Annotated in this window: 14 protein-coding genes; 3 read left to right on the top strand and 11 right to left on the bottom strand. The window is 33.7% G+C overall.

Features of this window, described 5'->3' with window-relative positions:
• Positions 1-176 precede the first annotated feature (176 nt).
• Positions 177-380 (top strand): SMI1/KNR4 family protein, encoded by a 204-nt coding sequence (locus WJM97_RS04365; protein ID WP_353931825.1) that lies wholly within the window; start codon positions 177-179, stop codon positions 378-380.
• Positions 381-396: 16 nt separating this feature from the next.
• Here WJM97_RS04365 and crtR read toward each other — a convergent pair whose 3' ends face one another.
• Positions 397-1,281 (bottom strand): beta-carotene hydroxylase, encoded by an 885-nt coding sequence (gene crtR / locus WJM97_RS04360; RefSeq protein WP_353931824.1) that lies wholly within the window; start codon positions 1,279-1,281, stop codon positions 397-399.
• A 328-nt stretch (positions 1,282-1,609) separates the two neighbouring features.
• On the opposite strand from crtR, the gene pyk reads away from it, so the two are divergent.
• Positions 1,610-3,379, top strand: coding sequence for a pyruvate kinase (gene pyk / locus WJM97_RS04355; protein WP_353931823.1), 1,770 nt, complete (start codon positions 1,610-1,612; stop codon positions 3,377-3,379).
• 249 nt (positions 3,380-3,628) lie between these two features.
• Complete coding sequence (locus WJM97_RS04350; RefSeq protein ID WP_353931822.1) at positions 3,629-4,459, top strand: Rpn family recombination-promoting nuclease/putative transposase; 831 nt, start codon at positions 3,629-3,631, stop codon at positions 4,457-4,459.
• A 59-nt stretch (positions 4,460-4,518) separates the two neighbouring features.
• Here the strand turns inward: WJM97_RS04350 and WJM97_RS04345 are convergent, their stop codons facing one another.
• The 10 genes from WJM97_RS04345 to WJM97_RS04300 form a co-directional block, all read right to left on the bottom strand.
• Positions 4,519-4,932, bottom strand: a complete 414-nt coding sequence (locus WJM97_RS04345) for a type II toxin-antitoxin system VapC family toxin (protein WP_353931821.1) — start codon at positions 4,930-4,932, stop codon at positions 4,519-4,521.
• A complete protein-coding gene (locus WJM97_RS04340; protein WP_353931820.1) occupies positions 4,929-5,159 on the bottom strand; it encodes an AbrB/MazE/SpoVT family DNA-binding domain-containing protein in 231 nt (76 codons plus the stop codon). The genes WJM97_RS04345 and WJM97_RS04340 overlap by 4 nt, the downstream gene beginning before the upstream one ends.
• Before the next feature lie 268 nt (positions 5,160-5,427).
• On the bottom strand, positions 5,428-5,895 hold the full coding sequence (locus WJM97_RS04335; RefSeq protein WP_353931819.1) for a type II toxin-antitoxin system VapC family toxin: 468 nt from the start codon (positions 5,893-5,895) through the stop codon (positions 5,428-5,430).
• Positions 5,892-6,284, bottom strand: a complete 393-nt coding sequence (locus WJM97_RS04330) for a hypothetical protein (protein WP_353931818.1) — start codon at positions 6,282-6,284, stop codon at positions 5,892-5,894. The genes WJM97_RS04335 and WJM97_RS04330 overlap by 4 nt, the downstream gene beginning before the upstream one ends.
• Positions 6,285-6,347: 63 nt before the next feature.
• The gene (locus WJM97_RS04325) at positions 6,348-7,478 is read right to left on the bottom strand and encodes a glycosyltransferase family 4 protein (protein WP_353931817.1); all 1,131 of its coding nucleotides are present in this window, start codon (positions 7,476-7,478) and stop codon (positions 6,348-6,350) included.
• Between the two features lie 92 nt (positions 7,479-7,570).
• Positions 7,571-8,398 carry a glycosyltransferase family 2 protein gene (locus WJM97_RS04320; protein WP_353931816.1) on the bottom strand — a complete coding sequence of 276 codons (828 nt, stop codon included), beginning with the start codon at positions 8,396-8,398 and terminating at the stop codon, positions 7,571-7,573.
• 70 nt (positions 8,399-8,468) lie between these two features.
• Positions 8,469-9,863, bottom strand: a complete 1,395-nt coding sequence (locus tag WJM97_RS04315) for a glycosyltransferase (protein WP_353931815.1) — start codon at positions 9,861-9,863, stop codon at positions 8,469-8,471.
• 29 nt (positions 9,864-9,892) lie between these two features.
• Positions 9,893-10,972 (bottom strand): glycosyltransferase family 2 protein, encoded by a 1,080-nt coding sequence (locus tag WJM97_RS04310; protein ID WP_353931814.1) that lies wholly within the window; start codon positions 10,970-10,972, stop codon positions 9,893-9,895.
• Positions 10,973-12,088: a DegT/DnrJ/EryC1/StrS family aminotransferase gene (locus WJM97_RS04305; protein WP_353931813.1), complete on the bottom strand. Its 1,116-nt coding sequence runs from the start codon at positions 12,086-12,088 to the stop codon at positions 10,973-10,975.
• Positions 12,073-12,483 carry an FdtA/QdtA family cupin domain-containing protein gene (locus WJM97_RS04300; protein ID WP_353931812.1) on the bottom strand — a complete coding sequence of 137 codons (411 nt, stop codon included), beginning with the start codon at positions 12,481-12,483 and terminating at the stop codon, positions 12,073-12,075. Before WJM97_RS04300 ends, WJM97_RS04305 begins: the two co-directional genes overlap by 16 nt.
• Positions 12,484-12,670: the final 187 nt, after the last annotated feature.

The following is a 12,670-nucleotide window of genomic DNA, read 5'->3' as shown; positions in this document are numbered from 1 at the left end:
TGGACAAGAATTGAATCGTGGTGACAAGAAAACGCACCTTCAGCAATCAAATCATTACAACTAGGAGCTGCTGATGCTCAAATTCAAACCTTGGAAACTACGCTTGCAATTAATTTACCTGAAGATGTGAAACTTTCCTACCGCAACCAGGAGTCAGAAAAGATTGGTGGAATCCTTTGTGGATACCACTCACCTATGATGGTGGTGGTAATCACTGTTGTTTAGATTTAGATCCGGCTGAGGGTGGTAATCTGGGACAGATAATTACTATGTGGCATGATGATGGTGTTAGAGCGATTATTGCTCCTATTTTCCGCGCTTGGTTGCAGCAATACGCAGATAATTTGGGATCTGGTGATTATGGTTTCGAGGAAGATTGATCATCACAACATTTGTTTAGTGATGGTTAAATCTAATACCAATGAAAATGTCATAGACAAATTCGAGGAAGTCCTTTTTTTGCAATAAACCGGAAGTTTGGGGACTACCTTTTTGATCTAACAATGGTTTCATCAGATCATAGGTAGGTTGGTAATTATACCAAGGAATAGAAGGCCACAGATGATGGATGAGGTGATAGTTCTGTCCTAAAATGAGAATGTTGAGTATTTTACCAGGATAGACGCGGGCATTTTTCCAGCGATTGCGTTCTTCAAAGGGACGATGGGGTAAATAATCAAAAAATAAACCCAAGGCAATCCCGACTATAAAGGCTGGAATAAACCAAAAATTAAGAATATAACCCAGAAAATGATACTGGATAGAAATATAAAAGATAGCAATTACGATCGCACGGCTAATAAACCATTCTAGCAGTTCATACTTGCGCCACAATTTTCTCTGAAAGAAAAATACTTCATGATACAAAAATCTCACTGCAATTAACCACAGCGGTCCACCAGTGGAAACATAATGATCTGGATCGTTTTTAGGGTCATTAACATTACCATGATGCTGCAAATGTACCCGTGTAAATACTGGAAAAGCAAAGGCTAGAATTAGGGCGCTACCATGACCTAACATAGCGTTAATGATTGGATTGCGATGGGCAGATTGATGACAAGCATCATGAATGATCGTCCCAGAACAATGTAAGCACAGGGTATTGATAGTAAAACATAACCAATCTGGCCATTGCCAAACCCAATAACCAAAGTTAGATAATACCAACATTGTCACTACTACAAAAAACAGCAGTAGGGTGGGATTAAAATCACCAGGAGGTGCTAAAAGTTCTTTGGGTGGGATTGTCAGCGGCTTTTTTGCCTCCGACGTGAGCATTTTTAACTCCTTGTTGATGAAACATTACAAATATAAGATAAATCTTAGTAAAAAGTAAACTTATGTAAAGTTTTGTATGAGAAGATTTAATCGCAATGTTGATGATTGGCAGATAAATGGAGTTATGATGCCAAACTAGATGATTGCTTTGATTAAAAAAGCTTTGCCAGAAGCAGGTTGCAGATTCAGATTAGTGTACTATATCAAATCTATACCGTAGCTCCATTTTTCACCGCTGGCCACATTGATATAGCAGTGACTGAAAAGGATAGGCAGCTTAACTTACTATTATTTCCCAGATAGATCCAAAAAATTCCGAAATCAGCCCATGACGCAATTAAGAGATTCTCTGCGCCGAACTAAAATTGTTGCTACTATTGGCCCTGCTACCAGCAGTCCAGAAATGCTGAAGGCAATTATTGAAGCAGGTGCAACAACGCTACGGTTAAATTTTTCTCACGGAACTCATGCTGACCATCAACGTAGTATCCGCTTAATTAGACAAACCGCTTTTGAACTAAATCGCCCGGTGGCTATTTTACAAGATTTGCAAGGACCGAAGATTCGTTTAGGAAAGTTTGAAAATGGTTTTATAACTTTAGCTAAGGGCGATCGCTTCACTTTGACAAATCGCCAAGTTGTAGGAACTCAGGAAATTAGCTGTGTTACCTATGATTATTTAGCGGAAGAAGTCCCTGTCGGCTCGAAAATTCTCCTGGATGATGGACGAGTAGAAATGGTAGTGGAGGAGATTAACCGGGATAAAGGCGATTTACATTGTCGGATTACAGTTCCAGGTAAACTTTCTAACAATAAAGGAGTAAACTTTCCGGGAGTTTACTTATCCATCAAAGCCATGACCGATAAAGATCGTGAGGATCTAATTTTTGGCTTAGATCAAGGTGTAGACTGGGTAGCATTATCTTTTGTTCGTAACCCCCAAGATATTATAGAAATTAAAGAGTTAATTTCCAGCACTGGTAAAAACGTGCCTGTGGTTGCCAAAATTGAAAAGCACGAAGCGATAGAACAAATGGAAGCTGTTTTATCTCTGTGTGATGGGGTGATGGTGGCTAGAGGTGACTTAGGGGTAGAACTTCCAGCGGAAGATGTACCAGTCCTGCAAAAACGATTAATTGCTACAGCTAACCGTTTAGGTATTCCCATTATCACCGCTACCCAAATGTTAGATAGCATGGTCAGCAACCCACGTCCTACCCGCGCGGAAGTATCTGATGTAGCTAATGCAATTTTAGATGGTACGGATGCGGTGATGCTTTCCAATGAAACCGCAGTAGGTAGTTACCCGATAGAAGCTGTAGCAACAATGGCCAGAATTGCTGAACGCATTGAACAGGAAGAAATCCAGCAAAATTCCCGCAATATGCGAGATAACAAAAGTTCTATTCCTAATGCTATTAGTCAAGCAGTTGGTCAAATTGCGGAAAATTTAAATGCAGCAGCAATTATGACTTTGACACAAACAGGATCTACTGCTCGGAATGTGTCTAAATTTCGCCCGACAACGCCAATTTTAGCGATTACACCTCATGTTAATGTAGCGCGACAATTGCAGATGGTCTGGGGTATTAGGCCACTTTTGGTTTTAGAATTACCTTCTACTGGTCAGACTTTCCAAGCTGCGATTAATGTCGCTCAGGAGAAAAATCTGTTAACTGAGGGTGATTTGGTGGTGATGACTGCTGGTACATTGCAAGGTGTTTCTGGTTCAACTGATTTGATTAAGGTTGAGGTAGTAACAGCGGTGTTAGGTCAAGGTATTGGTTTAGGACAGGGTTCTGTGAGTGGCCGCGCTAGGGTAGCTCAAACTGGTATGGATGCGAGTAATTTTAATCCTGGAGATATTTTAGTTGCATCTAGTACCGGGGTTGATTTTGTAGAAGCAATTCGCAAAGCTGGCGGTATTATTACTGAGGATGAGAGTCTTACCAGTCACGCTGCGGTCATTGGTTTACGTCTTGGTGTACCTGTGATTGTGGGTGTGAAGGAAGCGACTAAGGTAATTAAGGATGGGGCAATTTTGACTTTAGATATGCAGCGGGGTTTGGTTTATTCTGGTGCGGTGGGAACACCTTAAAGAATTAAGAATTCAGAAAGATGATGATTTTTGGTTTTTAGTTTATTTGTTTTGTAAGTTCTGTTGATATATCTGACGATAGATAGAATGCTGGATTGAGGATTCTGTTTTTATCGTCAGATTCATTTTTATAATTAATTAAATTGTTTGAGTGAGGATGTTGGGGATTTGAGGAATTACAGGATTTAGATGATAGATAGCTGATAAAATTTATAATATTAATTTTTTTTTGGAAACTATTTACTGTTAATGAAAACAGATTCAATTTTTTATCAAATATTTCAAACTTTACCTACTGTTTTGTTTGAATTATTAGGAGAATCTCCTGATCAGGCAAGTGGATATAAGTTTGATTCAGTGGAAGTTAAGGAGTTATCATTCCGTTTTGATGGGTTATTTCTCCCACCTGCGGATGAAAATAAACTGATTTATTTTTTAGAGGTTCAATTTCAACAACGTGATAATTTTTACTGGGATTTGTTTGGGGAAATATTTCTGTATTTAAAGTTATATCGTCCTCAACAAAACTGGTATGCAGTGGCGATATTTCCTAATCGTAGCATTGATACAGCAGAACCAATTCAGTATCAAGAATTATTCCATTCAGGTAGAATATCACGGATATACTTAGATGAGTTAGGGGAAAAAACAGGTGATTCTGTTGGTTTAGGAGTGCTAGAATTGGTGGTAGCACAACAAGAACAAATCAGGGATAAGGTAGTTCAACTGAAAGAACAGGTACGGGTATCTTTAACAGAACCAATGATCCAGGAAAAGGTTTTAGAATTGGTAGATAAGATACTGGTTTATAAGTTTCCTTATTTAAGTAGTCAGGAGTTAGAAGCGATGTTTGGACTAGATGAGTTGAAGCAAACACGGTATTTTCAAGATGTGAAGGAAGAGGGTAAGGCGGAAGGTAAAGCGGAAGGTAAAGCGGAAGGTAAGTTAGAGATGATTCCTTTGTTGTTACGTTTGGGTTTAAGTGTGGAGGCGATCGCGTCTGAGTTGAATTTAGATATAGAATTAATTAGGTCAAGGATAGCGGAAAATAAGCAATCAGTGGATGTTAAGGAAGATTAGAAATTGGATAGATACTCAACTTCTTTAATAAGTTTTTAAAAAAGATTTAAACATTATATTTATACAAATTCGGGAATTATGAGTTCTAAGGTAGGAAAATAAGTGCGGTAACGATTGACATCTCTGGTTAAAAGTATCATATCCATGATTGCTGCATGAGAGCCTATGTAAAAATCAGGTAAAGGCGATCGCTTAGTTCCAGTTTGTTGACGATATTGTGCAAAACATTTTCCAGCTAAAAATGCTGCTTCCCAAGGTAGGTCTAAACGGTGAAAAAACTTTATGGGTAAGATAGCTTCTAACTCTTCTATCTTTTTAAACCCAATGGAAACTTCAGCATAAATAATCGGGTTGATGTTAAGTTTTGTCTGTTCAGCATATTCAGCTAATTTTTTGGATGACCAATCAAACCAATTTGGATCTTCTGTGACAATATCAAGGATTATATTGCTATCAACCAGTATTTCTTTCATTGGTCTTGTCGGGTTAGTGCCATGATTTCATCAGTTGTCATTTTGACGGTGGCTTTACCTCGCATCTGTTCTATTAGAGTTTTACCAGCGGTGGGTTTCGCTTTGATTTTTTTTACGTAAACTGCGTCTCCGATGACTTCAAATTCTACTTCTGTGTTGGGTGTAAGTCCTAATTGCTCTCGTATTTCTACGGGAATAGTTACTTGTCCTTTGGATGTAATTCTCATGTTCTTGCTCTCAAGTAAGAATTTTCTTACTCTTAGTATTACATATTTCTAATTTCTATTCAATAAGTTATGTTTTGGGTATTTTTTAGAACTTTTTAAACTCATTTTAAATATATTGTTTGAAAATCTTGCCTGGTGTGGAGGCGATCGCTTATGAATTGAATTTAGATATAGAATTAATTAGATCGAGGATAGCTGAGAATAATAAATCAATAGATGCTAAGGAAGATTAGAAATTGAATAGATACTCAACTTCTTTAATAAGTTTTTAAAATTGAATATCCATCCAGTTTTTTGCTTCAGCAAAGCGACTTAAATGTTTGACATTGGTAGTTGCTATGACAATATAGCGACCGGGAAAATCTTCTTTAAGTTTTTGCCAATGACTACAGATAATAATATCAATATCTAAACTTTTGTTATCTGCTGTTGGTATTCCTTGACTGCGAGCAGAAGCCCAAAGTGTAGATGCTTCTTTGAGTAATTCCCAGTCTATAGGTAAAAATGTGATTATTTCTGGAAGTTTATCTAAATTCTCAATACTATTTAAGTGAGGTTTTCTCTGATATTCTAGTATTAGATTTCTTCTAACCTCAAAATCACAAATCTGAGAGGAGCAGATATACACACCTTTTGAAAGCAATTTGTAAAGCCATTCTCTACATTTGCTTGGTTCACCAATTTTATTAGGATTGGCAATAATTCCTAGTACACTGGAGTCAATAAATACTATCATACTTCTGAATACAATTTTTGCCCTTGTGGTCTTTCAGCATCCATTCTTTTTTTGAAACTTTCAAATATTTCTTGTCTTTCCCTAGATTCTTCATCGGACATATTTTTATCTTGTTCCATAAGTTGTGCTAAAACTGCCATTGCTTTTTGATTTTTTTGAATTTGTTCCTGTTGATTCCATGTTGATTGGTGGGTAGTAGTTATGGTATTTTGTTTTGATTGCAAGATTGTTTTCAGATGTTGAGCGTCTGATGTTTCTAATTTAATGGGGTGGGGATATCCTTCTAAAATTAGTTGATAATCACTGTCAATGTTATTATTGGGAATTAGGGCAATAAATCGGGCGATGTTGATAATTTTACCGCTGGGAAGTTCTATGGAGTTGTTCATGGGTTGTTCCTTGGTTTAAGTAGTCAACATTTCTTATATTCTATCATATACCAAGAATAACAATTAATTATTAATTAGAAGATTAGTATAAACTTGTGCTGTTTTATCTGCCATATTCTGAGCAGAAAACATATCAGAAACGGTAATTTTACCATTTACGGAAAACTGCTCAAATTTTTGTTTATCTAATATTAATGAAGTCATTAACTCATATAAATTATCTACATCATTTGGATTTACCAAATACCCATTTATTCCATTATTAATAATTTCAGGAATACCATTAACATTAGAAGCAATACAAGGTTTACCCATTGCTAATGCTTCTAATAAAGCTATAGGTTGACCTTCCCATAATGAAGGTAATACAAAAATATCAATAGCTGATAAAAATTCATAAATATCTGAACGCGCACCTAAAAAAGAAACATGATTTTTAATTCCTAATTCTTGAGCGATTTTAATTAATTCTTCTCTTATTTCTCCATCACCTACAATTAATAAATGGGTGTTAGTATAGGAATTAACTATTTTAGCCAATGCTTGTAAAAGTATTTTATGTCCTTTTTGTGGATGCAATCTAGCTACATTACCAAAAATGATTTTTTCAGGTTCTATATTAAATATTTTTCTGGCTTTTTGTTGGTCTAAATTGCTGCTAAATTTATCAATCTCGATACCGTTGTAGATAATTGTATAAGCATTAGGAGCTACGACTTTTGCAGCTAACCCACTCACATAATCTGCTTTGCAAACACAGATGATTTGATTAGTTATAAGTAATAGTAATTGATCAATTAATTTAAAAATTTTTGATTTAATGCTATTTTGATTGAGATAGTGTAATCCATGATAAGTATGAATTATTTTGGATGATTTACTAGATATTTTACCTACTAATCTGCCCCAAAATCCTGCTGTTCCTCCATGAGTATGTATAATATCAAAATGATTTTTAATGAGTAGTTCTTGAACGTTTTTAAAAGATTTCCATGTTATTTTGTTGGAAATATTTAGCTGATGTAGAGGTATATTTAAAGCTGATGCTGTATCAAATAACCAACCTTGAGATTCTGTGGCAATAGATACTTCAAATTGAGATTTATCAAGATATTTTGCCAGTAGAAAAACGTGCATTTGTCCACCACCAAGGGTAGCATCATCTATCATTAATAATATGCGAGTTTTGATCACTTTTTTAGAAACTTATTAAGTAACTGAACTTTTATCATAAGAATTTAGTAGTGAAATGCAATCACAATTAATCGCTAAATTTTTACTCAACTTTACTTACCAGAAATTCTTAAATATAATTTTAAAATTGCCGTTTGAATTGTACCTAGATGTTTTTGATAGTAATATATTTGACTATTTCTATAATAATGGTTAACACTTTTTTTTGCATTTCTGGAACTTCCGCCTAACAAATGAATTAAACTCGTTTGTGGATAATAAACCACTTTAAAGGCAGCATCATTAACTCGTTTACAAAGATCCTTATCTTCAAAATACATAAAAAATGTTTCATCAAAACCTCCCAATTTGTCAAATACATCTCGCCTTATCATTAAACAAGCACCTGTTACCCAACCTACTTCTTTAGTTAATGAATTTTGTTTATCATAAAATCTTGACAATATACTATGAAATTTACTATCTAATCCGTATTTAATTTTGTCAAAAAATTCTACTATTAGGCTTGGTAATTTCCCGGAAGATAATTGATAACTACCATCTTTAAATATTATACGAGGACTTACAACTGCCACATCTTGATATTGTTGAAGATAATTTAATAGTATTTGAGGTGTATTCTCTATAAGAATTGTATCAGTATTTAAAAAACATAAAAATTCCCCTGTAGCTATTTTTGCACCAGCATTGTTTCCCGCTCCAAAACCAACATTTTTCATTAGTTTCATCAATTTAATATCAGCATATTTATTCTCTAAATTATCTATACTATTATCTTGAGAGTTATTATCAACTATGATAATTTCTAAGTTGTCATTAGAGGTAAATTTTTCTAATGAATTTATACAGTCTGTTAAGATATCCGCTCCATTATAGTTAACTAGAATTACTGATATTGATTTAGTTGATGGACAATTCATACTTGTCTTCTAGATATTTTTTACTGCATGGTAGCTATATTCAGTCATTTATAGATAAAATATTGCATAACTAACGTAATATTTTAAGTTTCAAAGCTGTTATCCTTAATACCTCCCAAGTACCCGGGAAACTCTTCTTGAAAAAGCGTGAGTGTTTTTTTATAAAATGTAAATACTTTTCCCTTTTTTCAAGAGATACCAGCTTGAATAAGCTAGAATCAATAACTTCTATTTTTCGTTGGTTATAATTATTAACATTGACTTTTTCTCCAAGTGATCTACTAATACCTTCTTCTATTCTTATTTTTAAACTATGAAAATTTTTTACTTTTAAATAAGCACTCTCAACTATTTTATCTCTTGCAGTATCATTTTTTAAATAAAATTCAAATTTATGTTTTAAATCTTTTTCATCTTCAAAGCAAACAAAATCAACATTTTCTATAAATCCTATCTGATGAAGAGCATTTACTGATGTTTTCTCTGTAAGCAGTAAAGTTTTACAAGCCATTAAGTCAAAAACGCGAATTGGTAGAGAGTGATTTGAAGCTTGATGATGCAAAATATTAATTCCTATTTTTGATTTATTATAAAGGTGTGCTAAATCCTCTGGTGTTCTTATAGGTTCATACTGGTATTTAGCAAGCATACTACTTTTATAAATGCTTAGATACTGAATCCACAGATGATTTGGTTCACCATATATTTTGATATTAAAATCATGCAATGTACTAATAAATCTGATCCTTTTTTCAATTGATATCTGATCGTCGAATATCATTTGCCAGTTTTCTCTAGTATGTTCCTCATAATTTGTATATCCTTTTTCTTGCAAAACAGTTGCTATATCAAAGATGTAGTTACTTTTATGAGATTCAAGAATATGTATCAATATATTCCTTTCCTCTACATCTTCAGCCACACAATTTAAGGTGTTGACAAAGGACTGATTAGAAAATGCAGTGCCTACAAAGCAACCATCAATGGTTCTTTCCTGATTCTGAGGATAGAAAACATCTGTATTAGTAGCAAATGGTGAAAAAATTATTTTATCTGTCTTTACTCCGTATCTGCAACAAAAATTATCAGTGTATTCTCTTAATCCTGTCAGCCAAACAATATCTTGAGTAGTAAATTTTAGTAGGTTTTCTGGAACTCTTTCGTAAGAATCAATGAACCAAGTAATATACACTGCATCAGTAGATATAACATCTGTCAATTCTTTTACTAAGCCTGCTCTATTAATAGAAAAAATAATATCGGGGTTAAACTTTCTTATATCCTCTACTACTTTGTTGAAGTTTTGAAAAAATCTGATATTGGAACTGTTACTATACAAAAAATGGTTGGTTATGACAGCCTTTGTTTCACTGCCATACAAAGATATGGCTTGCAATACTTCCTTTCTGAATGGGTCAAAAGATCCATCTTGCATATAAGAATCTGAAAGAAAAAGAATTTTCATATATCATCAACCTTTTTTGTGAGTAATCTCTATTTTACTATTTTAGCCTTAATTAGCCTTGCCAAATTAATCCATAGTTTATAAATTTTATAAAATCTTGTACTATATTTAGAGAAGATACCATTTAAATTATCTATATCATTAGTTAGCTCATATAATTGAGTTAATCCAAAACTATAATTTTCTTTGGCAATAGCTAGAATATGATGATTTTGTAAAAGGTAAAACAATTTCTCAGCACCAATATTTCTAACATAAATAAAATTAGAATTCAGATATAAAAAAGCCTTTTCTAATTCATATTCAATACCTTCATGAAAATCATTATTTTTTATTTTATCTCTAAAAGATTCTTTAAATAGTTCTATGGAAACATCATCGAAGAAATTTCTATATATTTGGCAACTTTCAAAACCAGATCGTAGATAATTATTGTTTGGATGGCTTAAATTTTTGGAATCATTACGAATTCTGTATTTGACTAATTTTTCTGGTATTACGGAAATTTCATATTTTTTTACTAGCTTTATCCACATATCAAAATCCTGCAACTGAATTGATGAGAGATTGAATAATCCAGCTTCTAATAGTATGTTTTTCTCAATAAATGCAGTTACACTGCATAGATAATTACCGTTAAAAAATAAGGATTTCAAAATTTCTGCTCTAGTTTTATTCGTAGCATTAAAAAAGTTTTTAGCAAAATGTTTACTGGCTAATTGATTACTATCATCATCTATAAAATCAACCCATGAAAAAATTATTCTTGTTGCTTCTAAATTGGAATAGTTATACTGCTTCTGTAAGCGTTCAGGATAACATATATCATCTCCAGACATGAGAGCAATGTATTTTCCATTTGCTTTCAAAATACCTTGATTAACAGCAGCACTAGGTCCTTGATTTTCTTGAAAAATATAAATAATTCTATTGTCATTTAAATAGCTTTGAATGATTTTATCAGTGTTATCAGTAGAGCCATCATTGACAATGATAAATTCAAAGTTGCTAAAAGTTTGTTCTAATACACTTCGTATGGATTCATCAATATATTTTTCGTGATTGTATGTAGTCATTACAACACTAATTAATGGTTGATTTACTCCCATTTAAATTGCCTCAATTAAATTTTTTATGACTGTCTGTACTTCTTCATACGTCATGTGAAATGACATCGGTATACTTAATATTTCTTGAGATATCTTCTCTGTGACAGGAAAACTTCCTACATCCCAATTGTTCCCAGCATAAGCACCTGATAAATGTGGAGGAATTGGATAATGAACAAGTGTCCCTATCCCATTGTTATGTAAGTGCTTTTCTATGTTCAGTCTATCAGAATGACGAATAACAAATAAATGCCACACAGGTTCAGCCCAACTCGGAATAGTAGGCAAAGTTAAATGAGTATATTCAGTCAGACTTTCTAAATATTGATTTGCTACATTTACGCGACGATTGTTCCAATCATCTAATTTAGATAACTTGACTCTCAAGAAAGCGGCTTGCATTTCGTCAAGACGAGTATTAAAACCTTGTATCTCATTCTCATACTTAACACGAGAACCATAATTACGCAACATACGTAATTTCTCTGCTAAATCAGCGTCATTAGTTGTTATTGCGCCTCCATCACCAATAGCTCCTAGATTTTTGGTAGGGTAAAAGCTGAAACCCGCTGCATCTCCCAAACTACCAACACGCTTACCCTTATATCTTGCTCCATGAGCTTGTGCTGCGTCTTCAATTACTTTAAGATTGTGTCTTCTGGCAATTTCTTGAATAGCATCCATGTCGGCAGGTTGACCATAAAGATGAACTGCTAAAATCGCCTTAGTACGTTTTGTAATAGCAGCCTCAATAAGTGTAGTGTTTATATTATAGGTTTGTTCATCAGGCTCTACTGGTATTGGTTTTGCTCCAGCATAAGAAACTGCCAGCCATGTAGCAATGTATGTGTGGGCTGGTACTATTACTTCATCTTCAGATCCAATTCCCATTGCTCTGAGAATAAGATGTAAAGCATCCAAACCATTACCAACTCCAACACAGTATTTTGTTTCAGAGTAATTTGCAAACTCACTTTCAAAAGCCTCAACTTCCTGACCAAGAATGTACGAACTTGATCGCATTACTCTATGGTAGGCTATGTCTAGTTCTTCCTGAATCTCTTTATAGTTAGCTTCCATATTAACAAATGGAACTTTTACTATTTTGTTTTCCATACATCTCCTAAAAAGTCTTCATAGTCTCTGTAGTAATCAGCTTCGTCATAAAAGTTAGATGCTAGAACCATACAAACAGAACCGGATGAGAAATTATCAATAGATCTCCAAATCATGGGGCAAATATAAAGTCCATAATAAGACCGATTTAAATAAAAACGTTTTTTATCATGCCCGTCGTCTAACAAGATATCAAAGCTGCCAGACATTGCGATAATTAATTGATGTAACTCTTTGTGAGCATGACCACCTCGTTCTGCACCACCTGGAACATCATATAGATAGTAAACACGCTGAATGTCAAATGGAATATGTTTTCCACCTTCTATAAAAGTTAAGTTTCCCCGAGGATCTTTTATTTTAGGTAATTCTATAATTTTACAGTTGCTTATCATAAATTTACAAGGTTTAAAAATGCCAATCAATACTGTTATGTGTAAATGAATTCATGATATCTGATAAACGCGGCAATCTATATACTTTATACTTGTACAATTGCGTTTTCAAAAAACTAAATTTATTTCTATCATGAATTTATTCATGCAAGATATTTACAAAATAGATGATTAATTAAATTAATGT

The organism is Okeanomitos corallinicola TIOX110, from assembly GCF_038050375.1.
GTDB lineage: Bacteria > Cyanobacteriota > Cyanobacteriia > Cyanobacteriales > Nostocaceae > Okeanomitos > Okeanomitos corallinicola.
The sequence above is the reverse complement of the archived record's forward strand: the minus strand, read 5'-3'. Positions and strand labels throughout refer to the sequence as shown.

Excerpts from the sequence above, each read along its gene's own strand:
- crtR (WP_353931824.1), bottom strand. The coding sequence starts at position 1,281 with ATGCTCACGTCGGAGGCAAAAAAGCCGCTGACAATCCCACCCAAAGAA.
- pyk (WP_353931823.1), top strand. The coding sequence starts at position 1,610 with ATGACGCAATTAAGAGATTCTCTGCGCCGAACTAAAATTGTTGCTACT.
- WJM97_RS04350 (WP_353931822.1), top strand. The coding sequence starts at position 3,629 with ATGAAAACAGATTCAATTTTTTATCAAATATTTCAAACTTTACCTACT.
- WJM97_RS04345 (WP_353931821.1), bottom strand. The coding sequence starts at position 4,932 with ATGAAAGAAATACTGGTTGATAGCAATATAATCCTTGATATTGTCACA.
- WJM97_RS04340 (WP_353931820.1), bottom strand. The coding sequence starts at position 5,159 with ATGAGAATTACATCCAAAGGACAAGTAACTATTCCCGTAGAAATACGA.
- WJM97_RS04335 (WP_353931819.1), bottom strand. The coding sequence starts at position 5,895 with ATGATAGTATTTATTGACTCCAGTGTACTAGGAATTATTGCCAATCCT.
- WJM97_RS04330 (WP_353931818.1), bottom strand. The coding sequence starts at position 6,284 with ATGAACAACTCCATAGAACTTCCCAGCGGTAAAATTATCAACATCGCC.
- WJM97_RS04320 (WP_353931816.1), bottom strand. The coding sequence starts at position 8,398 with ATGAATTGTCCATCAACTAAATCAATATCAGTAATTCTAGTTAACTAT.
- WJM97_RS04315 (WP_353931815.1), bottom strand. The coding sequence starts at position 9,863 with ATGAAAATTCTTTTTCTTTCAGATTCTTATATGCAAGATGGATCTTTT.
- WJM97_RS04310 (WP_353931814.1), bottom strand. The coding sequence starts at position 10,972 with ATGGGAGTAAATCAACCATTAATTAGTGTTGTAATGACTACATACAAT.
- WJM97_RS04305 (WP_353931813.1), bottom strand. The coding sequence starts at position 12,088 with ATGGAAAACAAAATAGTAAAAGTTCCATTTGTTAATATGGAAGCTAAC.
- WJM97_RS04300 (WP_353931812.1), bottom strand. The coding sequence starts at position 12,483 with ATGATAAGCAACTGTAAAATTATAGAATTACCTAAAATAAAAGATCCT.